The 24,237-nt window shown below is 71.2% G+C and carries 26 protein-coding genes and 4 pseudogenes; 20 read left to right on the top strand and 10 right to left on the bottom strand.

Features of this window, described 5'->3' with window-relative positions:
* The first annotated feature begins 153 nt into the window (after positions 1 to 153).
* The 6 genes from LWJ43_RS31800 (at position 154) to LWJ43_RS31775 (ending at position 6,155) form a co-directional block, all read left to right on the top strand.
* Positions 154 to 1,263 carry an MGDG synthase family glycosyltransferase gene (locus LWJ43_RS31800; RefSeq protein WP_277335623.1) on the top strand — a complete coding sequence of 370 codons (1,110 nt, stop codon included), beginning with the start codon at positions 154 to 156 and terminating at the stop codon, positions 1,261 to 1,263.
* Between the two features lie 61 nt (positions 1,264 to 1,324).
* On the top strand, positions 1,325 to 1,945 hold the full coding sequence (locus LWJ43_RS31795) for a helix-turn-helix domain-containing protein (protein ID WP_277335622.1): 621 nt from the start codon (positions 1,325 to 1,327) through the stop codon (positions 1,943 to 1,945).
* Positions 1,946 to 2,052: 107 nt separating this feature from the next.
* A complete protein-coding gene (locus tag LWJ43_RS31790; RefSeq protein WP_277335621.1) occupies positions 2,053 to 2,925 on the top strand; it encodes a class I SAM-dependent methyltransferase in 873 nt (290 codons plus the stop codon).
* Between the two features lie 194 nt (positions 2,926 to 3,119).
* Positions 3,120 to 3,992: an oxygenase MpaB family protein gene (locus tag LWJ43_RS31785; RefSeq protein ID WP_277335620.1), complete on the top strand. Its 873-nt coding sequence runs from the start codon at positions 3,120 to 3,122 to the stop codon at positions 3,990 to 3,992.
* A 170-nt stretch (positions 3,993 to 4,162) separates the two neighbouring features.
* Complete coding sequence (locus LWJ43_RS31780) at positions 4,163 to 5,170, top strand: HEAT repeat domain-containing protein (RefSeq protein WP_277335619.1); 1,008 nt, start codon at positions 4,163 to 4,165, stop codon at positions 5,168 to 5,170.
* A gap of 79 nt (positions 5,171 to 5,249) precedes the next feature.
* The gene (locus tag LWJ43_RS31775) at positions 5,250 to 6,155 is read left to right on the top strand and encodes an NAD-dependent protein deacetylase (RefSeq protein ID WP_277335618.1); all 906 of its coding nucleotides are present in this window, start codon (positions 5,250 to 5,252) and stop codon (positions 6,153 to 6,155) included.
* Positions 6,156 to 6,189: 34 nt separating this feature from the next.
* On the opposite strand, the gene LWJ43_RS31770 is transcribed toward LWJ43_RS31775, so the two are convergent.
* Positions 6,190 to 6,756: a GNAT family N-acetyltransferase gene (locus LWJ43_RS31770; RefSeq protein ID WP_277335617.1), complete on the bottom strand. Its 567-nt coding sequence runs from the start codon at positions 6,754 to 6,756 to the stop codon at positions 6,190 to 6,192.
* 371 nt (positions 6,757 to 7,127) lie between these two features.
* On the opposite strand from LWJ43_RS31770, the gene LWJ43_RS31765 reads away from it, so the two are divergent.
* The 3 genes and pseudogenes from LWJ43_RS31765 to LWJ43_RS31755 form a co-directional block, all read left to right on the top strand.
* A complete protein-coding gene (locus LWJ43_RS31765) occupies positions 7,128 to 8,588 on the top strand; it encodes an amino acid permease (protein WP_277335616.1) in 1,461 nt (486 codons plus the stop codon).
* A 240-nt stretch (positions 8,589 to 8,828) separates the two neighbouring features.
* Complete coding sequence (locus LWJ43_RS31760) at positions 8,829 to 9,407, top strand: restriction endonuclease (protein ID WP_277335615.1); 579 nt, start codon at positions 8,829 to 8,831, stop codon at positions 9,405 to 9,407.
* A gap of 72 nt (positions 9,408 to 9,479) precedes the next feature.
* Positions 9,480 to 10,073: pseudogene (locus LWJ43_RS31755) on the top strand (alpha/beta hydrolase family protein); the annotation flags it as partial.
* A gap of 169 nt (positions 10,074 to 10,242) precedes the next feature.
* On the opposite strand, the gene LWJ43_RS31750 reads toward LWJ43_RS31755, so the two are convergent.
* Entirely contained in the window at positions 10,243 to 10,683 is a 441-nt protein-coding gene (locus LWJ43_RS31750) for a nuclear transport factor 2 family protein (RefSeq protein ID WP_277335614.1), read from the bottom strand.
* A gap of 85 nt (positions 10,684 to 10,768) precedes the next feature.
* Between LWJ43_RS31750 and LWJ43_RS31745 the strand changes: the two genes are divergently transcribed.
* Positions 10,769 to 11,338, top strand: a complete 570-nt coding sequence (locus tag LWJ43_RS31745) for a PadR family transcriptional regulator (protein WP_277335613.1) — start codon at positions 10,769 to 10,771, stop codon at positions 11,336 to 11,338.
* Positions 11,325 to 12,139: pseudogene (locus LWJ43_RS31740) on the top strand (SGNH/GDSL hydrolase family protein). Before LWJ43_RS31745 ends, LWJ43_RS31740 begins: the two are co-directional and overlap by 14 nt.
* A 94-nt stretch (positions 12,140 to 12,233) precedes the next feature.
* Here LWJ43_RS31740 and LWJ43_RS31735 read toward each other — a convergent pair.
* The 3 genes from LWJ43_RS31735 to LWJ43_RS31725 all read right to left on the bottom strand — a co-directional run bounded on the left by LWJ43_RS31735 (position 12,234) and on the right by LWJ43_RS31725 (position 14,110).
* Positions 12,234 to 12,845: a hypothetical protein gene (locus LWJ43_RS31735; protein ID WP_277335612.1), complete on the bottom strand. Its 612-nt coding sequence runs from the start codon at positions 12,843 to 12,845 to the stop codon at positions 12,234 to 12,236.
* 213 nt (positions 12,846 to 13,058) lie between these two features.
* Positions 13,059 to 13,604 (bottom strand): DoxX family protein, encoded by a 546-nt coding sequence (locus LWJ43_RS31730; protein ID WP_277335611.1) that lies wholly within the window; start codon positions 13,602 to 13,604, stop codon positions 13,059 to 13,061.
* Positions 13,605 to 13,831: 227 nt separating this feature from the next.
* Positions 13,832 to 14,110, bottom strand: a complete 279-nt coding sequence (locus tag LWJ43_RS31725) for a S1 RNA-binding domain-containing protein (protein WP_277335610.1) — start codon at positions 14,108 to 14,110, stop codon at positions 13,832 to 13,834.
* Between the two features lie 108 nt (positions 14,111 to 14,218).
* Here LWJ43_RS31725 and LWJ43_RS31720 point away from each other — a divergent pair, with 108 nt between their 5' ends.
* Positions 14,219 to 14,593: a DoxX family protein gene (locus tag LWJ43_RS31720; RefSeq protein ID WP_277336049.1), complete on the top strand. Its 375-nt coding sequence runs from the start codon at positions 14,219 to 14,221 to the stop codon at positions 14,591 to 14,593.
* Positions 14,594 to 14,699: 106 nt separating this feature from the next.
* The gene (locus tag LWJ43_RS31715; protein ID WP_277335609.1) at positions 14,700 to 15,167 is read left to right on the top strand and encodes an SRPBCC family protein; all 468 of its coding nucleotides are present in this window, start codon (positions 14,700 to 14,702) and stop codon (positions 15,165 to 15,167) included.
* Between the two features lie 111 nt (positions 15,168 to 15,278).
* On the opposite strand, the gene LWJ43_RS31710 is transcribed toward LWJ43_RS31715, so the two are convergent.
* Positions 15,279 to 16,418: a winged helix DNA-binding domain-containing protein gene (locus tag LWJ43_RS31710; RefSeq protein ID WP_277335608.1), complete on the bottom strand. Its 1,140-nt coding sequence runs from the start codon at positions 16,416 to 16,418 to the stop codon at positions 15,279 to 15,281.
* Positions 16,419 to 16,685: 267 nt separating this feature from the next.
* On the opposite strand from LWJ43_RS31710, the pseudogene LWJ43_RS31705 reads away from it, so the two are divergent.
* The 3 genes and pseudogenes from LWJ43_RS31705 to LWJ43_RS31695 all read left to right on the top strand — a co-directional run.
* Positions 16,686 to 16,931: pseudogene (locus LWJ43_RS31705) on the top strand (DJ-1/PfpI family protein); the annotation flags it as partial.
* 292 nt (positions 16,932 to 17,223) lie between these two features.
* Complete coding sequence (locus LWJ43_RS31700) at positions 17,224 to 17,571, top strand: hypothetical protein (RefSeq protein WP_277336048.1); 348 nt, start codon at positions 17,224 to 17,226, stop codon at positions 17,569 to 17,571.
* Entirely contained in the window at positions 17,568 to 17,891 is a 324-nt protein-coding gene (locus LWJ43_RS31695; protein WP_277335607.1) for a DUF6233 domain-containing protein, read from the top strand. Before LWJ43_RS31700 ends, LWJ43_RS31695 begins: the two co-directional genes overlap by 4 nt.
* A gap of 114 nt (positions 17,892 to 18,005) precedes the next feature.
* Here the strand turns inward: LWJ43_RS31695 and LWJ43_RS31690 are convergent, their stop codons facing one another.
* Positions 18,006 to 18,365 (bottom strand): DUF6204 family protein, encoded by a 360-nt coding sequence (locus LWJ43_RS31690; RefSeq protein WP_277335606.1) that lies wholly within the window; start codon positions 18,363 to 18,365, stop codon positions 18,006 to 18,008.
* A gap of 127 nt (positions 18,366 to 18,492) precedes the next feature.
* Between LWJ43_RS31690 and LWJ43_RS31685 the strand changes: the two genes are divergently transcribed.
* Together LWJ43_RS31685 and LWJ43_RS31680 are read left to right on the top strand one after the other, a co-directional pair.
* Positions 18,493 to 18,795 (top strand): ArsR/SmtB family transcription factor, encoded by a 303-nt coding sequence (locus LWJ43_RS31685; protein ID WP_277335605.1) that lies wholly within the window; start codon positions 18,493 to 18,495, stop codon positions 18,793 to 18,795.
* Complete coding sequence (locus tag LWJ43_RS31680) at positions 18,792 to 19,178, top strand: VOC family protein (RefSeq protein ID WP_277335604.1); 387 nt, start codon at positions 18,792 to 18,794, stop codon at positions 19,176 to 19,178. The genes LWJ43_RS31685 and LWJ43_RS31680 overlap by 4 nt, the downstream gene beginning before the upstream one ends.
* Before the next feature lie 114 nt (positions 19,179 to 19,292).
* Here LWJ43_RS31680 and LWJ43_RS31675 read toward each other — a convergent pair whose 3' ends face one another.
* The 3 genes from LWJ43_RS31675 to LWJ43_RS31665 all read right to left on the bottom strand — a co-directional run bounded on the left by LWJ43_RS31675 (position 19,293) and on the right by LWJ43_RS31665 (position 21,993).
* Positions 19,293 to 20,150 (bottom strand): PaaX family transcriptional regulator, encoded by an 858-nt coding sequence (locus tag LWJ43_RS31675; protein WP_277335603.1) that lies wholly within the window; start codon positions 20,148 to 20,150, stop codon positions 19,293 to 19,295.
* A gap of 281 nt (positions 20,151 to 20,431) precedes the next feature.
* Complete coding sequence (locus LWJ43_RS31670; protein ID WP_277336047.1) at positions 20,432 to 21,577, bottom strand: RNA polymerase sigma factor; 1,146 nt, start codon at positions 21,575 to 21,577, stop codon at positions 20,432 to 20,434.
* Between the two features lie 8 nt (positions 21,578 to 21,585).
* The gene (locus LWJ43_RS31665) at positions 21,586 to 21,993 is read right to left on the bottom strand and encodes a YciI family protein (RefSeq protein ID WP_277335602.1); all 408 of its coding nucleotides are present in this window, start codon (positions 21,991 to 21,993) and stop codon (positions 21,586 to 21,588) included.
* Positions 21,994 to 22,348: 355 nt separating this feature from the next.
* On the opposite strand from LWJ43_RS31665, the gene LWJ43_RS31660 reads away from it, so the two are divergent.
* Both LWJ43_RS31660 and LWJ43_RS31655 read left to right on the top strand, forming a co-directional pair.
* Positions 22,349 to 22,942, top strand: coding sequence for an ArsR/SmtB family transcription factor (locus LWJ43_RS31660; RefSeq protein ID WP_277335601.1), 594 nt, complete (start codon positions 22,349 to 22,351; stop codon positions 22,940 to 22,942).
* Between the two features lie 32 nt (positions 22,943 to 22,974).
* Positions 22,975 to 24,232, top strand: a pseudogene (locus tag LWJ43_RS31655) (MFS transporter).
* Positions 24,233 to 24,237 lie beyond the last annotated feature (5 nt).

Genomic DNA, 24,237 nt, shown 5'->3' with positions numbered 1-24,237 from the left:
GCGGGGCTCCGTTCCGAGCCCGGCCGCACCGGAGCGTACTCAGTCATCCTTCGGTGCAACCGGCGCACCGGCAAACGCGCGTGACCGCATTGGGCTAACGGCTCACCGGGGCCGTGTCTGGCACGCGGGGCGCCGTAACGGGACCATGCGGGAATGAGCAGGTTTCTGATCATCAGCGCGAGCATGGGCGCGGGTCACGACGCCGTCGCCTCCGAACTGGCCGGACGTCTGCGGGCCGACGGTCACCGGGCAGCGCGTGTGGACCTCCTGAACCTGCTGCCCTCCGGTGCGGGCCGCTCGCTGCGCGCCGCGTACCGCACGGCACTCCGCCGCTGCCCCTGGGCCTACCAGGCGGTCTATTCGGCGTTCTTCCACGACCGCGGGGCCTCCGGGGGCGCGACCGACTGGTCGTCGGCCACCGGTCCGCTGGCCGCAGTACTCGCGCCACGTCTGCGCCGCGTCGTCGACCGGTGGCGCGCGGACGCGCTGGTCTCCACCTTTCATCAGGCCGCCCAGGTGACAGGGCGATTGCGCAAAGCCCACGGCGGCGACTGTCCACCGAGCACTGTGGTGGTCACCGACTTCGCCGTGCACCGGCAGTGGCTCCACCCGGACAACAGCCTCTACCTGTGCCTGACCGATGCCGCCGCGGTGCGCGTCCGTGCCGCGACCGGACGCCCGGCGGAGGTGTGCGGTCCCGTCGTACCGGCGTCCTTCACCGCCGCCGGCCGGGAGGAATCCGACCGGCAGCCGTCCCCCTGGGCGGCCGAGCTGGCGCGGCGCGGTCCCGGCCGGCCCGCGGTGCTGGTGTCCGCCGGCGCCTGGGGGGTGGGCCGGGGACTGACGGCCACCGCGCGCCTCCTCGCCGACGCGGGCCACCTGCCGGTGCTGCTGTGCGGCAACGACCACAGGCTGCGGGCACGTGCCGCGAAGCTCCCCGGCGTCCTCCCGCTGGGCTGGATCGAGGACCTCCCCGGCCTGATGGCGGCGTCGAGCGCCCTGGTGGACAACGCCGCGGGGCAGACGGCTGTGCAGGCTCTCGCCGCGGGAGTGCCGGTCGTCGGATACCGGCCGATCCCCGGTCACGGGGCCGAGGGTGTGCGCGAGATGGCCGGCGCGGGCATCACGGAGCACGTCGCGGACGATGTCGCGCTGCTCGGCGCGCTGGACCGGCTGGCGCGCCCCGGCCCCGACCGGGACCGCCGGATCGCCGCCGGTCGCGCCGTGTTCACCGCGGACGCCGCCAAGCTCGTGGCCCGCTGAGTCCCTGCCTCGCGGACGCGGAAGCCACGCCGGAGGGTGCGTGTCGCACGGTGTGCATACGATGTCGGCCGTGACGCAGAACGAGGACGAGCTGGACGGCCTGGTACGCAAACGGATCCGCGCCCTGCGCGTGGCCCAGGGCTGGTCGCTCGAAGACCTGGCCGCCCGTGCGCACATCAGTCAATCGACGCTCTCACGCATCGAGAACGGGCGCCGCCGGCTCGCGCTGGACCAGTTGGTGACCCTTGCCCGTGCGCTGGACACGACTCTTGACCAGTTGGTCGAGACGGCCTCCGACGATGTCGTCGTCAGCCCGACGATCGACGCGGCCCACGGACTGATGCGCTGGCCGGTCAAGGGCGACCCGGGCATGAGCGTGGTGCGCCGGCGCATGACCGAACCGCCGCCGGACAACCCCGCGCGCATGCGCGCACACCCAGGGCGGGAATGGCTCGTCGTCCTGTCCGGTACCGCGATCCTCATGCTGGGGCATCGCCGCTTCCGTGTGGAGACCGATCAGGCCGCGGAGTTTCCCACCATGCTTCCGCACGCCATCGGCGCCGAGGGCGGCCCCTGCGAGATCCTCGGGATCTTCGACCGCGATGCCCGCCGTGGCCACCGGCGCGAGGAGGGCGGACTGAGCGACGAGGGACACCGCGAGTCGAACGACTCGCGCCCGTGACGCCTCGACGACGTACGTCATGCGTGTCCGGCACGTTCTCGGGTCATCTTCTTGCGTGTGCGGCAACGAATCGTGCTGTATGCGCACGGTCGGCCTAGCGTGGGCGCATGACCCACACCCACCCGCACTCCCCCGGCCACGACACGCACCACCACCCTGATCACGCCTCCGACTCCGGCGGCCAGGCGGAGATCCTCGACCTGGACGCCGAAGTCCTCGCCGAACACACCGCCTCCATCATGGCGTGGCTGCCCGTCGAAGCACCCCGAGAGATCGTGGATCTGGGCTGCGGGACCGGCGCCGGCACCTTCGCTCTCCTCGCCCGTTTCCCCGGGGCGCGCGTGACCGCCGTCGACGCCTCCGCCGAGCACCTGCACCGGCTGCGGGAAAAGGCCACCGCCCAGGGAGCGGAGGACCGCGTGCGCACCGTGCGGGCCGACCTCGACGCCGCCGACTGGCCCGGCCTCGGGACACCGGGCCTCGTCTGGGCCTCCGCCTCGATGCACCACATGGCCGATCCCGGCCGCACACTGCGCCAGGTGCACGACGTGCTCGCACCCGGCGGTCTGTTCGCAGTCGTCGAGCTGGCCGGTTTCCCCCGCTTCCTGCCCGCGTACGCACCCGAGGAGAGGCCCGGCCTCGAAGAGCGCTGCCACACCGCGACCGACCGCTTCCACACGGAACACGTGCCCCACCGTGGTGCCGACTGGGCACCGATGCTGACCGCGGCCGGGTTCGCCGTCGAGGGCGCACGCACCGTCGAGGTGCGCATCGAGGGCTCCCGCACCGAGGCGATCCCACGCTACGCCCACGGCACCCTGCGACGTATTCGTGGCGCAGCCGCCGAAACGCTCTCGCCCGAGGATCTGGCCGCTCTGGACCAGCTCCTCGACACCGACAGCCCTCGCAGCGTCCTGCGCCGCACCGACCTGACCGTCCGCACCGAACGGATGGTGTGGGCCGCACGCCGCGAGGGGTGAGCGGGAGCGGCGGCTCGGTGGTGCCGCGGCTTCCATCTGAAGGCGTCGGCACCGGAGTTGTCCCTGCACGCGGGACACCGCACCGCAGCACCTTGTCCTACGGCACCATGAACAGGAGTGCCCGGTCTCCGGGAAGGTCCGCCGGGCACGCCTCGCGTCGGCTGCCGGGGCGTCCACGAGCGCATACTGGGCTCATGGACTCGTCCACGCCTGCCTCGACCGGACTGCGGGAGCGGCTCGGCAGCGCAGTCTTCGCCCGGGTCGCCGGTCCCGCGGGACCGGAGAACCGCGCCCGCATCCACGGGACACCCGGTCCACGCTGGTTCGGCCCCGACCGGCCGATCCGTACGGTCCACGGCGACGCGTCCATGTTCATCGGCGGTCTCCGGGCACTCCTGCTCCAGTCCCTGCACCCGTTGGCGATGGCGGCCGTCGACGCCCATTCCGGTTACCGCGGCGACCCCTGGGGCCGGCTCCAGCGCACCAGCACCTTCCTCGCCGTGACCACGTACGGAACAGCGGACCACGCACAGCAGGCGGTCGACCGGGTCCGGGCCGTGCACAGCGCGGTGCACGGAAGGACCCCGTCCGGGGAGCCCTACGACGCCTCCGACCCGCACCTTCTCGGCTGGGTGCACGTGGCCGAGATCGAAAGCTTCCTGCTCGCCCACCGGCGCTTCGGCGCGGAACCCCTCGACGCCGCCGGCTACGACGGCTACATCGCCGACACGGCACGAGTCGCGGAAGCCCTCGGCGTCACGGACCCTCCGCGCAACCGGGCGGAGCTCGTGGCCCAACTCGGTTCCTACCGAGCCGAACTGCGCTCCACGGAGGAGGCGCGCCAGGCGGCGCGCTTCATCCTGCTGCACCCGCCCCTGCCCTGGGCCGCCCGCGCGCCCTACGCCGTCCTCGCCGCGAACTCGGTGGCCGCGCTCCCCCGGTGGGCCCGTACGTCGCTGGAACTGCCCCGGCTGTCCGGCGTGAGCGAGGCGTGCGTGACCCCGACCGGACGCGCTCTGACCGCCGCGATCCGGTGGGCGATGGCTCCGGCACGTCAACCGGGCTGAAGCGTCGGGCAGGTGGGGCAGCCGCGTCCGGATGCACGACGTGTACCCGGGCACCGCCTCGCCGGGCGGGCAGGCGGGCAGGCGGGCGAGGGCGCGGGACTCGGACACCCTCGGCAGGGGGCGCCGGCGCTGCCTTCGACGAGGAGGCGGGTCCTGAGAAGATCACCCTCATGCCACACAGTGACGTTCAGCGGACAGGGGTCGCGTTCGGCAGCGCGCAGGCATCGGACACGGCTCGCGCCGAGGCCCTCCGGACGCTCGAGGCCGAGACCTCGCTGCACACGGACTGGATCGTGGGCCTCGCGACGAACAGGGAGGCACCGTACGAGGTGCTCCGGCGCGTGTTCACGGTCGACCCCCTGCCCGAGGCCCGCTACTGGCTCACATGTTCCAGGCTGTCCCCCAGGACGGCCGAGGTCGCGGTAGCTCACCCCGAAGCGCGGGTCCGTGCGATGGCCGCCGAGAATCCGTATCTGCCTACGGCATCGCGCGCCGTGCTGGCCGAGGATCCGGACCCGAGGGTGCGACGCCTCGCGGTGATGGTGGCCCGGGAGTACGGCGTCGAACTGCCTGAGGAGCTGACCGTGCGGCTGGCCACCGGCCCGGAGCCGCGCCTGCGGTACCTCGCCGCCGGGCTGCCGGGCCTGCCGGAAGCGACCCTGCTCTCTCTGGCCGAGGATGACGACCCCCGCGTCCGGGCAGCCGCCATCGCCTCCTGGACCTGGCCCCGGCTGCGCCCGGAGATCCGGGCGGCGGCAGAGGCCGACCCCGATCCAGGGGTACGCGAGGCGGTGCGACGCGCCACCCATGTCGATGCCCCCCTGCCGACGACGGTGGGGGACTTCCTCGCGGAGACCGCCGAGCGCCGTCGCCGCGACGCCGCTGCCACCGCACCTGTCGACGCGGCCCTGGCGCACCAGCGTCTGTGCGCCGCAGGCTCGACGCACGGCACGGCACAGCACCGCGGCGCCCGCGATCGCCCGGACAGCAGGGAGGGCCTGCTCCCGCCGTTGAGGACCCACCGGGACACGCGGCCGCCACGGCGAGCGGGCGCAGCAGGGTCGGCGAGGCCGAGGCCGACGACCATCGCGGGGGTGCCGGCGCGGAAGGGCGGTGCGAAGCAGGCGGCAACCGAGGGCAGTACGGCAGTGGCGTGGACGGCGGGTGGGAGCAGGTAGCCGATGCCGCCGGCAAAGGGTGTCGCACGGGCACGGCCACCGCCGTCACTGCCGGCGCGCCTTTCCGTACCCTGGGGGCATGCGTATGCGCCCGACCCTGAGCTGGACCCCTACCGAGGACGTGTCGCCGGGCACCACCGATCTGAGGCCTGTCGCCGCCGCCCTGAGCACCGGCAGGGTGCTGGTCCTCAGCGGGGCGGGCATCTCCACGGAATCGGGCATCCCGGACTACCGGGGCGAGGGCGGGAGCCTCAGCCGGCACACCCCGATGACGTACCAGGACTTCACCTCCAGCCCTCAGGCCCGGCGCCGGTACTGGGCCCGCAGCCACCTCGGCTGGCGCACCTTCGGCCGCGCGCGCCCCAACGCGGGCCACAGGGCTGTGACCGCGTTCGGGCGGGAGGGCATGCTCTCAGGTGTGATCACCCAGAACGTCGACGGTCTGCATCAGGCGGCCGGCAGCGAGGGAGTCGTCGAACTCCACGGGAGTCTGGACCGGGTCACCTGCCTCACCTGCGGCACCTTCAGCCTGCGCCGTGAACTGGCCCGACGGCTGGAGGAGGCCAATCCGGGCTTCCGGCCGGTGGCCGCGGCGATCAACCCGGACGGCGACGCCGACCTCACCGACGGACAGGTCGGGGACTTCCACGTGGTGCCCTGCGCGGTCTGTGGCGGCATCCTCAAGCCGGACGTGGTCTTCTTCGGCGAGACCGTGCCGCCGCGGCGGGTCGAGCAGTGCCGCGAACTGGTCCGCGAGGCGGCGTCACTGCTGGTCCTGGGGTCGTCGCTGACCGTGATGTCCGGGCTGCGGTTCGTCCGCCAGGCTGCCGAGGCCGGCAAGCCGGTGGTGATCGTCAACCGGGACGTGACCAGGGGCGACCGGCACGCCGTCACCCGCATCGCGCTCCCGCTCGGTACGGCTCTGGCCACCGTGGCCGGCCGGCTGGGCGTCCCTGTCGACGACGGGACGCCAGGGCCTGTGTGAGGCGCGGCGGCGGGGGCACCGGGGGTGCTACCGGTCACCGCACCGACGGACGTCCGTGCGTGGCCCAGTGCTCGTCGGCGGTGATGCCCAGCAGCACCGTGTCGTGGTACTCGCCTGCGAAGTACTCGTGCCGGCGAAGCCGTCCTTCGTCGACGAAACCCAGCCCGCGGTAGAGGGCGAGGGACGCCTCGTTGAAGGCGTGGACCTCCACCTCACACTTGTTGAGGCGCTGCTCGCCGAACATGTAGGTGAGGAGCAGCCCGGTGGCCTCGGTCGCGTAGCCCTTCCCCCGGTGATCGCGGGATATCTCGATGCCCGTCCTGAACCGTCCGGAACGGCTGTCGGTCTCCCCGACGGTCACAGCCCCCGCGAAGACACGCTCGGCCAGCGCCTCGACCACCAGCCGGAACGCTTCGCCGCCCGGTGGTCTCCCGGCACGGTCGGCGGTCCACGAACGGAAGCTCTCGTCGGAGCGCGGGGGCTCGACCCGGTCGGCAGCGCGTGCGTCGACGGCGTTCCGGGCCAGGTCCCGGAAGCCCTTCCAGTCCTCCGCCTCGACGCCGCGGAGCCGGACCTTGCCACCGGTCCACATGTCGTTCATGTCCACCCTCTCGAATCGGACGCGGGCGACGGCGGCCGCGCTCGACCATGAACGGCGACACCGGGACACGGGTGCCCACCCCGGCACAGGACAGCGCCTGCCGGGCTCGGCCCGTAGACAGGACGCCGACACCACCGCGCCGCACAGCGCGGCCGTGCGGACCGGTCGGCCTGCCCCCTGCTCCCCCGCACTCGAGGTCACTTTACCCAGCCGAAACCTCTGAAATACCTCAGATTTGTTTTCGCCAGGCACACCGCACTGCCAGAATCACAGGGTTCCTGATCATGCGCCTTCGAGCCATCGCCAGGTGCCCACCCCCACGGGCCCTGCCGGGACCGACCATCTCCCCCTCACAAAGGCGAACCCCCCACATGAGTGACGGCAGCATGACAGCAGCCGATCAGCTCGGCGCCGACGCACCGGCGACGACTTCCCCCCACGTGGACGCCGGCGACGCCGGTTACAGCAAGGACCTCAAGTCCCGCCACATCAACATGATCGCCATCGGCGGCGCGATCGGCACGGGTCTCTTCCTGGGCGCCGGCGGACGTCTCGCCGACGCCGGCCCCTCGCTCGCCATCGCGTACGCGGTCTGCGGCGTCTTCGCCTTCTTCGTCGTGCGCGCGCTGGGTGAGCTGATCCTCTACCGCCCGTCCTCCGGCGCCTTCGTCTCCTACGCCCGTGAGTTCATGGGCGAGAAGGGCGCCTTCGCAGCCGGGTGGCTGTACTTCCTCAACTGGTCGACCACCGCGATCGCGGACATCACGGCAGCGGCGACGTACGCCCACTTCTGGGGCATGTTCAGTGACGTCCCTCAGTGGATCCTCGCGTTGATCGCCCTGGCCGTGGTGCTCACGGCCAATCTCATCTCGGTGAAGTACTTCGGCGAGATGGAGTTCTGGTTCGCCATCATCAAGGTGGCGGCGCTTGTGGCCTTCATGCTGATCGGCGTCTTCCTGGTCGTCACCCAGCATCCGGTGGACGGCCACACCCCTGGGCTGAGCACGGTCTCGGACACCGGCGTCTTCCCCGTCGGCACGCTTCCGATGCTGCTCGTGATCCAGGGCGTCGTCTTCGCCTACGCCTCGGTCGAGCTGTGCGGCGTCGCCGCCGGTGAGACGGAGAACCCCGAGAAGATCATGCCTCGAGCGATCAACTCCATCATGTGGCGGGTCGGACTGTTCTACGTCGGCTCGGTGGTGCTGCTCGCGATGTTGCTTCCCTACACCGCGTACTCCGGGGACCAGAGCCCGTTCGTCACCGTCATGGACAAGCTCGGTGTCCCGGGTGCGGCCGGCGTGATGAACCTGGTGGTGCTCACGGCCGCCCTGTCCAGCCTGAACTCAGGCCTCTACTCCACCGGCCGCATCCTGCGCTCCATGGCCCTCTCGGGATCCGCCCCCCGCTTCACCGGCCTGATGAACAAGGGGCAGGTGCCCTACGGCGGCATTCTTCTGACCGCCGGCTTCGGAGTGCTGGGCGTCGGGCTGAACTACGTGGTGCCCGGCCAGGCGTTCGAGATCGTGCTGAACTTCGCGTCGATCGGGATCCTCGGGACCTGGGGCATGATCATGCTCTGCTCCCTGGCTTTCTGGTACCGGTCGCAGAACGGCCGGGTCACCAGGCCCGCCTACCGGCTGCCGTGGGCCCCGTACACCCAGATCGTCACCCTGCTGTTCCTCCTGGGCGTGGCCTTCCTGATGTGGTGGGGCGGCGGAGTCGGCCGGACGACCGTGTCTCTCCTGCCGCTGATCGCGGCGGCATTGGTGGGTGGCTGGTTCCTCGTCCGGGGCCGCGTGCGCGAGATGGCGCGGGCCAGGCAGGACGCCTGAACCGTTCGCAGCGGCCTGCAGCCGTGACGCCGGTCGGAGCGGTGTGCCCCCATCCACGGGTGGGGGCACACCTGTGTCTCCGCTGTCCGCGATGCGCGCTTCCTGCAGGGCCCCGGCCGCCCACGAGCTCGCATCGATGCGGACACTCCCGCGTCAATCAGCCGCTCCCCCGAGTGGACCGGCCTCCGGGTGGGGAGCAACAGGACGGCACATCACCGGAAGTGAGGACGGTACAGCCGCATGGGGGTGGTCCTGCTGTCGGCACTCTTCATCACCTTCGCCGCAGTCGTCATCATGGGCGTGGTGCGCGCGGGACGGCGGGAAGCGCGGGCGGAGAAGGCCCGCCTCGCCCGGGAGGACCTGCGGCGGGCGCGCAGGTCGCTCGAGGCGGTCTGGGCGATGGACGACCGCGGGTTCGAGGAATACGTCGCCGAGCTGTGCCGCCGTGACGGCTGTACCGATGTGAGGCGGGTCGGCGGTCCCGGCGACCTGGGAGCCGATGTGACCGGCCGTCTGCCGGACGGCCGGAAGATCGTCGTCCAGTGCAAGCGCTACGCGAGACACCGCACGGTCGGCAGCCGCGACATCCAGACCTTCAACGGCACCGCCCGCGTCGAACACGGCGCCGACGTCCCCCTCTTCGTGGCGTCCTGCGTCTTCACGAAGCCGGCCCGCGCATTCGCCGCCCGCCACCATCTGGCACTCGTCGACATCGATCTGCTCGGCTTCTGGAGCAACGGCACCGCGCTGTCGTCGTTGCTGGACCTGGACATCGCCCGTTCCGGCACGCATCGCAAGCTCCGTGCGGACCGCGACTGACAGGGGCACCGCGATGCCGGGGAGCGGGCGTCCGCGTACGCCCGCCACATGACGGTCCCGTGAGTCGCCCTTCACCGGCCACGTCCGGCGATGGCGGGCCGCGCCCACCTTCTCGTGACCGGCTGCGGATTCCATGTCGCCGTCATCGACGCGCCCGGTCACGGCGATCGGCCGCGCACGACGAACGGAGATCGCCGCGCTGCGCGAGGCGCAGGCGGCGGGCAGTCCGGAAGGCCCGCTCGTGGTCCCCTGCAACGCCCGCCTGGCGCGGCTCGCCGTGCCCGGGTGGCGGGCGACCCTGGACGCCCTCCAGGCCCTCCCGGAGATCGGCGCCGATGGGCCCGTGGGCTACTTCGGCATCGGCCTGGGCACCGCGATCGGAATGCCCCTGGTGGCGTCGAACCCAGGATCAGGGCTGCGGTCTTCGGCATGATGTGGCCCGACGCCCTGGTCGGGACGGCGAAGCGGATCACCGTCCCGGTCGAGTTCACCCTGCAACGGGACGACGAGCGCATCCCACGCGAGGACGGCCTGGCCCTGTCCGACGCCTTCGCGTCGAGGAAGAAGACGTTGCACGCCGACGCCGGCAAGCACGTCGAACTCCCCAGGTTCGAGGCCGACAGCGCGGTCCGGTTCCTCGCGCGGCATCTCGGTCCGGCGGTCACCGCACCCCGCCACGCCCGGATCCCGTTGATGCCATGTCCCACCGTGTCGCGACCGCCTTTCCCAGGGAGGCGGTCGCCGCCGCGGTGCGCAGGCCGGGTACGGCAGCCGGGCGCGGTCAGGGGCTGCCGTCCTTGACGGCAGCCCCTGAACTGTTCACTCGCCACCGAAGTCAGGCCCCCTTCTGGTCGTCGGCGCGCGGGACGAGGCCGTCGGCGACCAGGCCTTCGAGTACCGCCTGGCCCAGGGCGTGGACAGCCGACCGGGGGCGGACCATCACGGTGAACTCCTTGATCAGGCCCGCCTCGTCGAACTGGAGCAGGTCGATCCCGTGGATCTCCTTGCCGTTCACCGTGGCCCGGAAGAGCAGGATCGTCGACCTGGCCTCCTCCCCGTCGGCACTGGTCTCCGCCGTGCCCTCGAGGTCTCCGATGTAGCGGAAGTCCTCGAAGGTGCGCAGCAGGACACCGAAGAGCCCCAGCACCATGGGTTTGCCCTCGAAGGGCGTGAACTTCACGGGGCTGTACAGACGGATGTCCTCTGTGAACAGGTCTCCCAGTGCCGTGAGTTCGCCTTTCTCCACGGCGTCGCGGAAGCGTTCGGCAGTCTCCATGACCTCTCCTACTACTCAAGGATATGACTAATCACTTTGTTGAGTATGATGCAGTGAGGGACGAGGAATGGGAAGGATAATTTCGATGGCCTTGCGGCATGCGGTGCTCGCGGCACTGCTCGACGGCGAGTACAGCGGATACCAGTTGGCCAAGGCGTTCGACATCGGTGTCGCGAACTTCTGGCACGCCCTCCCGCAGCAGCTGTACGCCGAGCTGACCAAGCTGGAGAAGGAAGGGCTGGTCTCCGGCAGGCAGGTGGTCCAGGAGACACGGCCGAACAAACGGCTTTTCCAGGTCACCGAAGCCGGCCGCGCCGAGCTGGAGACGTTCGCCGAAGCCCTGGCGAAACCCTCGTTCATCCGCGACGACCTGCTGGTGAAGGTCCAGGTCGCCGACCGGATCGGTACGGCGGCGGTGATCGGACAACTCGATGAGCGGGCGTCCGCGGCCGAGGCCAAGATCGAGCTGCTCGGCAAGCTGCTACGGCAACTGCGGGGCGACACCGGCGAGGAGGAGTTCCTCCTCCGGGGCGAGCGGATCGGGCCGTACCTCACATGTCTGCGAGGCCTGGCCTTCGAGCAGGAGCACCTGACCTGGTGCCTCAGGATCGCGTCCGTCCTCAGGGAGAGGCAGTCGATCCATGCCGAAGGGTGAGTACATGCGCTACGTCGCCCTGGGCGACAGCCAGACCGAGGGCCTCGGCGACGGGGACGACACCTTGGGCCTGCGCGGTTTCGCCGACCGGCTCGCCGAACACCTCGCCGGCGCCGGCTCGGAGGTCCTGTACGCCAACCTGGCCGTTCGGGGCCGCCTCGCCGGCCAGGTCCGCGCCGAACAGCTGGGGCCGGCCCTGGCGCTGCGGCCCGACCTGGCGACCGTGGTCGCCGGAGTCAACGACGCACTCCGGCCGCGTTCGACGCCGCGGAGGTGACCAGGCACGTGGAGGAGATGTTCGCCGCCCTCACGGAGGCCGGGGCCCACGTCGTGACACTGGCCTTCCCCGACGTGGCGAAGATCGTGCCTCTCGCTCGGCCGATAAGGCCCCGCATCCTTGAGCTCAACGCCCGCATCCGCGCCGCGGCGGCACGTCACGGGGTCACGGTCGTCGAGACCGCACGGCACGCCGTCGCCACCGATCCGCGGTTGTGGAGTGCCGACCGGCTCCACGCCAGCTCCCTCGGTCACGAGCGGATCGCCGCAGCGGCAGCGCAGGCCATCGGCCTGCCGGGAAGCAGCGATACCTGGACGCTCCCCCTGCCGCCGCAGGCGGTTCCCACGGGGTGGCAGGCCGCGGGGGCCGAGCTGCGCTGGGCGGCCGGCTTCCTCGGCCCTTGGCTCGGACGGCGTTTGCGCGCCCGGTCCTCCGGTGACGGGCGCACCTCGAAACGCCCCCAGCTGCTGCCGATGGCCGCCACGCCCCGTCCGACCGACGACGCAGGACAAGAACTCCCGTAGACCGGCGAAGCCCCGGCCCGGGCGGCCGTGCCGCCGTACCCGGATCGGGGAACACAACGCCACGGCACCGCGGGCGGGATCACGCGATGGGCCGTCAGGTGGGCAGGACGTGCGCCAGGAGAAACTCCGTCGCCCGGGCGATGGCCTCGGTCGAAGTGGCGTGAACGGACTCGGACTCCTCTTGCTGCTGATCCGCGGCCGTGGCCGCGTACCACCAGGTATCGGCGTCCGGGTCATGGTGAATGAGAGCGGCACCGCCCGCGTACTGGAGAGGAATGGACTGCCCGGCAGTCCTCTTGGCCACCGCGTGGGGCCACTTGAGGCGTGCGGACTGGCGCTTGATACCACCCCAGGCCGCGCCCAGCTGTGCGTAGCTCGCCCCGCTGCGGCCCGCCACGGTGGCGGCGCTCTCCGCAAGCCGGTCGACGGACTGCTTGGTTTCGTACAGGGCCCGCAGCAGAGCCAGTTGCACGTCGGGCGCCGCCATGAGCGCGGGGTCGAAGGCCCGGCCGGCGGTGCGGTAGGCCAGTGCGCGCGTCGAGATCCGTTCGGCGAGCGCCCGGACCGCTTCGAGCACCTTGTCATCCATGGAGAACGCGTCGTCCTCGGTGGGCTCGCTCCAGGCGGGCTCGACCTGGGTCATGACTGAAGCCCAGAAGGTCTCGTCGCTCTTGTCGGGGGTCGGGATCGCCGCCACATCGTCCATGCGACAAAGCTACCTGCCACTCCAGGGTTTCGACAAGAGAAACTGTCAGCAACTTATACGGCAGCCGAACCTGTCGCCAGTTCGACCGGGATCGGACACGAGGCCCGCCACCTCACGGTCGCGAAGCAGGCACGGGACACGAGGGCATGGCACCCCTGACCGCTTCCCCCACGCCCGCCCGCGACCGCGTCCGGCCGATGAGGGAGGGTCGCTCTAGTCGCGGATCAGGAGCACGAGGCCGGCGATCACGGCGGCGAGCAGCACACCGGCCACTCCGTAGACGAGCCGGTGCGCGCGCAGGCCGGGCAGGAAGCGGTCCACTGCGATCCGGCCGGGCCCGGTGAGGGCGAGTCCGGCAGCTCCGGCGAGCAGCAGCACCTCGAATTCGACACCTGCGGGAGCGAAGAATCCGCCGCCCCACTTCACGGCCAGCGCGTTGATCATCGTGCCGAGTACCGCGGCACCGGCCAGCGGCGTGAGAAGCCCGAGGACGAGACCGAGACCGCCCAGCGTCTCGCTGAGGCCGGCGATCACGGCCATCGCCTTCCCGGAGGGGTACCCACTCATGGCGAAGAACTGACCGGTGCCCTCGAGCCCCCCACCCCCGAACCAGCCGAACAGCTTCTGTGCGCCGTGCGCGGCCATGGTCAGCCCGAGGACGACACGTACGAGGAGCAGACCGACGTCGTACGCGTGCGGCGACGCACCTTCGGAGGCGGTCGAGGGCGACGTGACGGAGCGGTTGAGGACGGAAGTCATACGGCACAGATCCTTTTCCGAGACGCACTTGAAGTTTCAAGCGTTTCCCCGACCCTAACCGATACGTGAAGTTTCAACAATTCATCGCGCCGGGCGCCCTCACGCCGGGCCCAGCGGAAACCACGGCGCCCGACCGCGTGGTCCACACAGCCGAACGGGTTCGGGGTCTTCCGGTGGCTCACGGGTGTCGAGGACGGCGAGGAATCAGGCGGCTCCGCACCGCAGACCTACTCGATCCGCTCGTCGGCAGCGACGCGTGGGCGCCCCGAGGAGTCAGGCGACGGCCGGCACCCGGGGGAAAGGGGCAGCGTGCGTCGCCGGCGGTCGACGCCCGTGACGACGACCACCATCTCGTCGCCGATCTGGACGACGTCATGCGGACCGGTCACGGGACCGGGGGCGAACTCCCGCGAGTGCACCAGCCCTTCGATACCGCCGGAGACCCGGACGAAGGATCCGAACGTGACCAGCCCGGTGACCTCTCCTCGCATCACGTCGCCGACCACGAGGTCCGAGTCGATGCCCTTCCCCGAAGCGCACCGACCTTTCCTTACTCTGAAGTAACCTTTGTGTGCCTCACCGCCGGTCAAGGTCCAGGAGCCCTCATGGCACGTATCCCCCGCACGTCGCGCTCACCCTTGCTGCTCGCCGGCTTCATGGCCGCGGCCGGGGTCGCGCACTTCGCCGCTCCCGCCTCCTTCGACGCGATGGTGCCGCGATCCCTCCCCGGCAGCCCCAGGTCCTGGACCCGGGCGAGCGGCGCGGTGGAGCTGGCGCTCGCCGCGGGAATCGCCGTGCCCCGCACCCGGCACGTCAGCGCTCGGGCGACCGCGCTCTTCCTCGTCGGCGTCTTTCCGGCCAACATCAAGATGGCGTACGACTGGCGCACCCGCCCCGCACCCGCGCGGGCTCTCGCCTACGGCCGCCTCCCCCTCCAGCTCCCGCTCTACCTGTGGGCCCGCGCGGCGGGACGCTCCACCACGGGCTGATCCGACGGCCCGTCCTCCTCGCCGTCGGCACCCGCACCGTCATGGCTGCGGGGTCACGGCGACACGACGGCTCGGCTCCGACCGCTCTCGGCCCTAGGATCGGGCCATGGGCAGAACCGACCGCGCCAGCCGGGTCATCGCGGCATCACCGGCGACCGTCTACGACGCCCTCCTCGACCGGGACTCGTTGGAGGCCTGGCTGCCTCCGGACGGCATGAGCGGGCGGGTCGAGCACTGGGATCCCCGGCCCGGCGGCGGGTTCCGGATGGTCCTCACCTACCTGGACCCCACCGGCGGTCCCGGCAAGACCTCAGGCGCGACGGATGTCGTCGACATCGGTTTCGCCTGCCTGGTGCCTTCGGAGCGTGTGGTCCAACGGGCGGTCTTCGAGGCCGACGACCCGGCGTACGCGGGCACGATGACCATGACCTGGCACCTCGCAGGCACCGATGGCGGGACCGAGGTGACCGTCACCGCGGTGGACGTGCCACCCGGCATCGGTCAGGCGGACCACGAGGCAGGCATCGCGTCCTCGCTGGCCAACCTGGCGTCGCACGTCGAGGCCTCGGGCTGACCACGGCCGGCCGCCGCACCCCTGTCGGGCCGGGGCGCTCACGTCAGCTTCCGGTCCGGGCCACCCACGCCGAGCCGCATCCCGCCGAGCGGAGAGAGCCGTGCGACGCCGTCAAGCCCTGACTCTCGTCCTCTCGGCACCGGAAAGGCCCTTGTCCCACCAGTGTCCGTAGCGCCGGTAGACCACCGGCTCCCGGCCGGCGAGCAGCGCCGACAGTTTCTCCGCCTCTTCGGTCAGCCCCTGCCACGCGACCTTGCCGAGCTTGTGGAAAGCGGTGAGCTCCAGCCCGCCGTCCGTGGCGCGCCACACTCCGGCGACCCGCCCGTCGACGAGCAGGCAGGGCAGCATGTCACCGTTGCGCCGGACGACGAACGGCCGGTACTCCTCCGGCAGGACCCGGCCGGGTACCGCGTGGGCCAGCAGCGTGCTGTCCCACATCGGCAACAGCCTCGGCGGCGCCGGGACGTCCTCGGGAGGGACGGTGGCGCCCTCCAGGTCGAACAGTGCGGCGCGGCCCGGGCCCGCCACGCGCACCACCTGGTCCCCGAGACCGTGCAGCGCCCGGGTGATCACGGGGCGCGTCAGCAGGGTGAACCGGGCGAAGTCCTGCGCGGACGCAGGCCCGAACGCCCGCAGGTAGGCGAGCAGGAGCCGCTGGGTCCCCGTGTCCGCGTCCCGCGACGGGGCCCCCGGCTCTGCCGAGGAGTCCAGGTACGTGTTCGGCGGTGTGAAGGACCACGGGCCACCGGCGGGAGCGTGGCGGACCGGTGCGTACGTGCGCAGCGCCCACCACACGCGGTGCGCGTGCTCACCGAACCGGCCCGTGACCTCGCTCTCCACCTCGGCACCGGTCCGGGGTCGCGCCAGGAAACCGGCGAGTTCAGGCAACAAGGCGTCCGCGTCGGCAGGAGTCAGCCCCGTCGAGGTGAAGCGGCGGTCGTACAGGCGCGACGCCCGCAGAGTGCTCAGCATGGCGGCGTGGTGGTGCGCGTAGTCCTCGGCGTGCACGGCGTGCAGTGTGATCCGCATCAGGGTCGCCTTGACGATCCGGCCGTCGGCGAAAGCCGCGTCGAGCTCCTCGGGCGTGAAGTCCCGCACCCGGTTCCACAGCGCCAGGTACGGCGACGCCGGTGTCTGCGCCTGCAGAGCGCAGACACGGCGCACCGCGTCCGCAACGTCGACGCGACGGCGTTCGAGCAGGAGCTGACGGTCCAGGGTGGCCAGGGCGAGCTGTCGCACGGTGAGGCTCATGGCGGGATCATGCCACTGCGGCTCACGCGTGCGGGACGTATTCGCCGGTACGCGCTACTCAGTTGCACTGCCCGGCCGCCAGGTGCTGGGCCCGGCCGTGGCCCTGCGTTCGTCGTCATCGGGGCGCACGACGGCGGCATCAGGAGGGGCCGCGGAACGAACGGGCAACACCCCTGCACGGCTGGGGCGTTCGACGAATCGGTGAGCCCGCTCATGGTCCGGCCGGCTCCGGCGCGCCGACCCCGTGATCGAGCCGTGGTGGGCCGCGCTGGTGCTCGCATGGTGTCCCTCCGCACCGGCGCCGTCGTGCTCGCCGCTGCCGGTCTGCCGGACGGCAGACGAGGGACCACGCACTGGGCGCACACGCAGGAGCGGGCCGGGCGCCATCCCCACGTGACGGTGGACCCGGCCGCCCGCTACGTGGACGACGGCAGCGTGCTGACCTCCGCCGGCAAGGCCGCCGAGATGGATCTGCGCCTGCGCCTCGTGCGCCTCGGCCACGGCTCGTCGGTCGGTCCTGGGGACCCCATGCCCCGTACCGCTAGGGAGGCGGCCGACAGGGTGCGTGGAACGCCTCGCGCGTCAAGGAGGAGCCGCCGTTCCCGCGGGCAGGGCTGCAGCAACTCCAGCCCCGTGAGCCGGGTGACCTCCAGCGGGTCGGCCAGGGCGCCGGGCGGGGCGATGAAGACTCCCGCGCGAGCTGCCTGGTGCCCGCCGATCGAATGAATTCGGCCAGGCCTGAATCCATCGCTCGGCGTGTAACTCGCACAACCAAATCGAACAGACGTACTATCCAAGAGTGCCGATGTACGACTTCCCCCAAGACCTGCGCGACGCCCAGCTCGCCCTTCACCGAACCCGCACGGCTCTGGATCGCTGCGCCGGGAGCCTCCCCTGGTCCGCCGAGCCGATGACCGGGTGGCGGGCCGAGAAACACCTGCACAGCGGCTACAGGTCCGAGAAGACGGACAGTCCCGGCTACACCGCCGAGCAGCACGACGAGGTGGCCCGGCTCCGGAAACAGCTGATCGACCTCAGCGTCACGGTGTTCACCCACCCGTACTGGGCGACGGTGGACAAGAGTGACGCCGTCGAGGTCCGCATGGCCCTCAAGCACGCCCACAAGACAGTGGACGGGGTGCCGCGGCCGTGACCGGTGGGATATCCCGGCTCGAGAAGTGGCGGGCGACACGCGACTACCTCGCCTGGCAGCTCCGGAATGCCGACCACCGGATCCGAGAACTCGAGGCGCAGGAGCAACGGGAGAGACGCCTGCGTGAGCAGGCGCGGGCCGAGCAGTCCTGGAAGATCCAGCCACAGCGTTCGAGTACGAGCGCCCTGCTGCACCGTGGGAACTGCACGCTGTACAGGAACGACTCCGGGTTCATCAGCCGCGACGAAGCGGTGATCGCGCTCGCCGAGCCGGACATCGAGGCGTGCCAGATCTGCAACCCGCAGACCGGACTGCGGTGAGCGGCACGGAGATCCGTGAAAAGGTGACCCGGGCTTCCCGTGGAACCAGAGCCGGGGGCGAAGGGCACCGCCCGCCCGGGCGGCACCGGCCGGACCGGCCGGCCCGTTCACTCCTCAGACGTTCCGCCGGGCAGCCTCGCGCTTCTGCCGTTTGCCGAGGGGCGCCTGGGAGAGGTCCTCCGCACTGCTCCTGAGGTTCTTGTAGCCGTAACCTCGCTCTTCCAGCCATGCCCTCGCCGCAGCTTCAGCGCGTTCGGCCGCCTCCACGACGTCCTCCTCCGCTTCCCCGGAGTCGGAGAAACGGAAGGTGAAGGCAGAGCGTGCGGCCACGTCGTAGCTGAGGTGCCCCTCAGGGGTGAACGCCGCGAGCAGGACATCGTGCTCGGCGGCACGGGCGAGGAGCTCCGCACGCTGATCGGCGCCTAGCCCGTCGAACACACCACGGACCGTGATTCGGAAGGTACGAGTACTCATCCCGCGACCCTAACCAGCAGGGCACCACGACTCCACGGCATTTTCCACGGGACTCGGACGGGTGCGGGCGCGTGACACGGAGCGCGTGGACTTGGTAGGCAAGCGCACACTTGCCTATCCTGTCGCTGTGGCCGACGAAGTCTTCAGAGCCCTGGCCGACCCCACTCGCCGCATCATCCTCGACGAGCTCCTGGAGAGACCCGGACAGACACTGTTCGAGATCTGCTCGCGCCTGAGCATGAAGCATCAGCTCGGCATCTCACGCCAGGCGATCTCACAGCACCTCGCCGTGCTCGAGGCGGCCGGTCTCGTCGAGACCAGGCGGGAGGGCCGCTACAAGTTCCACGACCTGAACACAGCCCCACTGCGGCAGATCATCGACCGATGGCTCGTGCCCGACGCACCCGGACCGGAGAAGAGCACCCCATGAAGATCCATCTGACCAGCGTCTTCGTCGACGACCAGGCGAAGGCCCTGCAGTTCTACACCGAGGTCCTCGGCTTCGAGAAGAAGCACGACGTGCCGGTGGGCGATAAGGACCGGTGGCTGACCGTCGTGTCCCCCGAAGAGCCGGACGGCACCGAACTCCTCCTGGAGCCCGCCGGACACCCTGCCGCCACGGCCTACCGAAACGCGCTCGTCGAGGACGGCATCCCGCTCGCCCAGTTCGCCGTCGACGACGTCAAGGCGGAGCACGAGCGCCTCAGTGGCCTCGGTGTCCGTTTCATCCAGGAACCCCTGGCCATGGGGCCCGTGACGACCGCCGTCTTCGACGACACCTGTGGCAACTTGATCCAGATCGCGTCGCAGTAGCCGGTCCGGCGCCCGGGCCGTGTGCCACTTCGCCGTGGCCCGGGAGGGAGGGGCGGCCGGAAGACCGCAGCGCGCCGGGCACTCACGGGAATCTGGAGGTGCCCCGTGGGCCGCTCACCGGGCGGCGCCGTGGATGACCGCGAGGGCGTGTTCCCTCGCCCGCTCCCTCAGGATGTCGTCCAGTTCGTCGAAGAGCGCACCCGCGGTGCTCCCGTTCCAGTCGTCCGGGAGCAGCGCGAGGGGAATGCCGGGGTCGCGATAGGGCAGTCGGCGCCACTCGGTGAGCATCGGCACGTAGGCCCGGAAGGCTTCTCCCGGAGTGGCACGGGCCCAGGAGGCGGAGTCGGCGAGCGAACTGTGGCGGCGCAGGAAGTCCGCGTACATCTCGGTGAGTTCGTTCAGGTCCCACCAGGTTCTGACCTTGGACCGCAGGTCGCCGAACGCGAGGTGCTCGGCACCGAAGATGTCGACGTAGCCTGTGAGTTCACGGCGTTCCAGCGTGCGCCGTGTCTCCGCCGCCAGGCTTCCCGGGGCGATCCAGGCACCGGGAGCGGCGGTGCCGAAGCCCAGCCGGGTGAGGCATGTGCGGAGCTCGTGCCTCTTCTCCCGCTCCGTCTCGGGAACGGAGAACACGACGAGGAGCCACCCGTCCTCCACCGTGGCCCGGGCTCGCCGGAAGATCCGTACGTCGCCTTCGGCGAGGGTGCCGAGTGTGGACTCGGCGAGGGAGTACCCCGCCTTGCCCCCGTGACGCACGCTGTCCAGGATGCCCCGGCGCTTCATGCGTGAGACCGAGGACCGCACGGCGGGTGCGTCCACACCGAGGTCGGACATGATCCGCACCAGGGACGCCACCGAGAGCCAGTTGGCCTCGCCCCGCGCGTACAGTCCGAAAAGGGTCGTGATCAGGGGACCGTGACGGGTGTCGCGGTTCGCCGCGCCGGGAGTCTCCGATCGGGTTGCCGCCGTCATGTACGCACCATGGTCCCCGTAGCCGAGCCGTTCGCGAATCCCCCAATCCTAAGGGATGCCGTGCGCGGCCCGGCCGGGCCGGCCGGAGGGCACAGGACACCCGCCGCCGCTCCGCCCACGTGGCATCGGCGACGGAAAAGCCGGGGCATGGGAGCGGTGTCCGCACAACAGGGGCGCGGTGTGCCTGGTCGCGCGCCTCGCCGCCCGGCCCGACGGACGGTCCCCGGCGTGGGGCCGGCCGTGGGCCCACCGCCGGGGACCGCCTGTGTGCGGCGCGTCCGTCAGTCGCGCCGACGGGAGTTGAGCCGGGCGGCCTGACGCGTCAGGTGGTCACGTTCTGCGAGGTCGCCCGCTTTGCGTGCCGCCTCGGCGTACAGCTTCGCCGCGAGCGCCAGGTCACCGTCGCGCTCATGGAGGTACGCCGCCACCGCGGCGTGCCGGGGCAGTGAGTCGTCCAGCACCGCGAGCGCCGCCAGGCCCGCCCGCGGTCCGTCGGCCTCGCCGACGGCCACGGCCCGGTTGAGCCTGACGACCGGGCTGCCGGTCAGCCGCGTGAGCTCGTCGTACCACTCCACGATCTGCACCCAGTCCGTCTCCTCCGCCGTGGCCGCGTCGGCGTGGAGGGCCGCGACGGCGGCCTGGGCCTGGAACTCCCCCAGTCCGTCGCGGCTGAGGGCGGCCTGGAGGATGTGGACGCCCTCGGTGATCGCCTGGGTGTCCCAGCGGCCGCGGTCCTGCTCGGCGAGCGGCACCAGGCTCCCGTCGGGCGTGGTCCGGGCGTTCCGCCGCGCGTGGTGGAGGAGCATCAGCGCGAGCAGGCCGGACACCTCGGGGTGGTCGATCGACGCCGCGAGCTGCCGGGTGAGCCGGATGGCCTCGGCCGCGAGGTCGACATCCCCCGAGTAGCCCTCGTTGAAGACCAGGTAGAGGACGCGCAGCACGGTGGCGACGTCGCCGTGCCGGTCGAACCGCACGCCGGACACCGTTCGTTTCGCCCGGCTGATGCGCTGCGCCATGGTCGCCTCGGGCACGAGGTAGGCCTGGGCGATCTGACGTGTGGTCAGCCCGCCGACGGCACGCAGGGTGAGGGCGACCGCGGACGACGGCGTCAGCGACGGATGCGCGCACAGGAAGTAGAGACGGAGCGTGTCGTCGGTCGCGGGCGCCGGCCCGGGTGCCGGCTCCTCGTCGACGAGGTCTTCGCGCCGGCGCCGGGCGGCGTCCGCCCGGGCCGCGTCGAGGAACCTGCGCCAGGCCACGGTCACCAGCCAGCCCTTGGGGTCCCGTGGCGGATCAGCGGGCCAGACGCGGACCGCTTCGACCAGTGCGTCCTGGAGGGCGTCCTCGGCCGCCGCGAAGTCGGCTCCGCGGCAGACGAGAATGCCGAGCACGCTCGGCGTGAGGCTCCTGAGCTTGGCCTCGTTCACGCCGGAGCTCACTCCGTGATGGTGGGCGGGGTGCCCAGGAACGGCCGCAACTCCAGCCACTCGTGGATCGGCTTCCCGCCCGCACCGGGGGCGGCGGACAGTTCCCCGGCCAGTTCGACGGCACGCTCGTAGCTGTCGACGTCGATCACCATCCAGCCGGCGATGAGGTCCTTGGTCTCGGCGAACGGCCCGTCGGTGACGGGCGGACGCCCCTCGCCGTCGTACCGGACGAAGGTCCCCTCCGGTGACAGCGCCTGACCGTCGACGTACTCGCCGGTGCCCTCGAGACGGGTCGCGAAGTCCGCCATGTACTTCATGTGCGCCGAGATCTCCTCGGGCGTCCACCGGTCCATCGGCACATCGTTGACCGAAGCCGGTGCGCCTCGGTAGTGCTTGAGCATCAGGTACTTGGCCATCGGGTTTCTCCTCCGTGCTGTGCGGCCCGTCGTGGTCGCGTTCACTGCGGGGACGGAGCCGGCTACCGGTTCTCGACATCAGGGACCGAAGTTCTTTCGGCTTTCTCGATCAGGCGGGACGAGCCGGGGCGCGCACGACGTCTTTGCTCACCGCGCGGAGTCAGGACGGACGTGGCCACGACCATCGATACCACGCCGACGGCGGGCGGCCGGCGAACTGCGGACAGGCATGGCGACGGACGGCCCCGCGGCCGTGTCCCGCTGTGCGGCCGCGCAGACATCCCCACCCGACCTACCCGACCGAAAATACGAAATACTTATTGCGCAACTATTTTTTCCTGTCTACCGTGGGCGCATGCCTGAGAAACGCGAGCCCGAACACGTCACCGACCTGCGCCGGTTGAAGGCGTTCACCAACCCCCTGCGGATGCAGCTCTACCGGCTGCTGTTCGCCGCGGGCACGGCGACCGCGTCCCAGCTGGCCGAGCAGGTCGACGAGGCACCGTCCCTGGTCAGCTACCACCTGCGCAAGCTGGCCGAGCACGGCTTCGTGACCGAGGCGACCGGACGGAGCGCCGACGGCCGGGAGCGGTGGTGGCAGGTGACGACCGAGGACGGCTGGGGCTTCCGCACCTCGGACTTCGCTGACACACCCGAGGGCGCGGCCGTCGCCGGTGCGCTGACCCGGGGCATCTTCGAGGCACGCGTCTCGCAGTACCGCGCCTATCTGGACCAGTCGGCCGCATGGGGCAAGGAGTGGACCGACGCCGCGTTCAGCTCCGAGTGGCTTCTCGACCTGACTCCCGCCGAACTCGCCGAGATGAGCGAGGAGTTCTCAGCGGTGGCCCGGCGCTGGCGCGATCGCGGCGAGGAAGCCAGGAAGACCGGGGCCACCGAGAACCGTGAGCACGTGTCCGTGCACCTCAACGGCTTCCCGTTCCGGCCCTGATCCCCCCCGTCGCCCACTCGCAGGAGTCCCGCATGACGACCACCGGCCCCGCCCTGCCCGGATACCCCACCCGGCCGGCCCACCGTGACGGCAACGTCCTGCGGTGGCTGACCGCGCACACGGCCTCGCTCGTCGGCGACAGCGTGTACTTCGTCGCCCTCGGCTGGTCGGCGCAGAAGGCAGCCGGACCCGCCGAAGTCGGACTCGTCATGGCCGCGGGAGCTCTGCCACGCGCGTTACTGATGCTCCTCGGGGGTGTGGTGGCGGACCGGTTCGACCTCCGCCGGGTGATTCTCGGCAGCGACGCCGTGCGCTGCCTGCTCATCCTCTCGGTGGCCGCCGGAATCGCTCTGACCGCGCCGGCCCTGTGGCTGCTGGTCGTGGTGGCGCTCGTCTTCGGCGCCGTGGACGCACTGTTCGTACCCGCGATCGGGGCCCTCCCGCCGAGGATCACCAGCCCTGACCAGCTGGCCCGCGTCACCGGCATGCGTTCCCTGTCGATGCGGCTCAGCCAGATCGCGGGCCCGCCCGTAGGCGGTCTGGCCATGGGTCTGGGAGGCACGGCAGCCACGTTCACCGTCGCCGGCCTGCTCTTCGCACTGTCCCTGCCGTTCCTGTCGACGATGCGAATACGCCCCCTCGAGAAGGACGACGTGCAGCGGCCGGCACACGGCAGCGCACGCCAGGACCTGCTGGACGGGCTGCACTACATCCGACGCCACCGTCTCCGTCGGTCCGCTCGTCGTGGTCGGCGCCTTCTGCGAGCTCGGGCTCATAGGCACCCTCAACGTCGGCATGGTCCTCCTCAACGCGGAGCGCGGCTGGGGGCCTTCCGGCTACGGATGGATCGTGAGCGGCTTCGGTGCGGGGGCGGCTGCGAGCGCCGCACTGCTCACCGTCGTCGGCCGGCTGCCTCGAGCCGGACTCGTGCTCGCCGGCACGCTGCTCGTCTGCTCCGCCGGAGCCATCTCCGTCGCGCTGGTGCCGGCCCTGTGGATCGCGGTGGTCATGGCCGTGGTCACCGGTGTGTGCGCGGGCACCTTCGGCGGTCTGAACAACGCGCTCGTCCAGACCGCGACCGATCCCGCCTACCTCGGCCGGGTCACCTCCGTGGCCATGCTCACCATGGTCGGTCTCGCTCCTCTCAGCTACCCGCTGGTCGGCGCCGCCATCGGGGCCTGGGGCAGCGCCCCGGTGTTCGTCGGCTGCGGCGCCTTCGCCTGCCTGGGTGTGGCACTCGTCCTGGCCTCCGGCGAGGTCCGGCACGCCGAACTCCCGCGCCGTGGTTGACAGGT

The organism is Streptomyces sp. JH34 (genome assembly GCF_029428875.1).
In the GTDB taxonomy this organism is placed as follows: domain Bacteria; phylum Actinomycetota; class Actinomycetes; order Streptomycetales; family Streptomycetaceae; genus Streptomyces.
The sequence above is the reverse complement of the archived record's forward strand: the minus strand, read 5'-3'. Positions and strand labels throughout refer to the sequence as shown.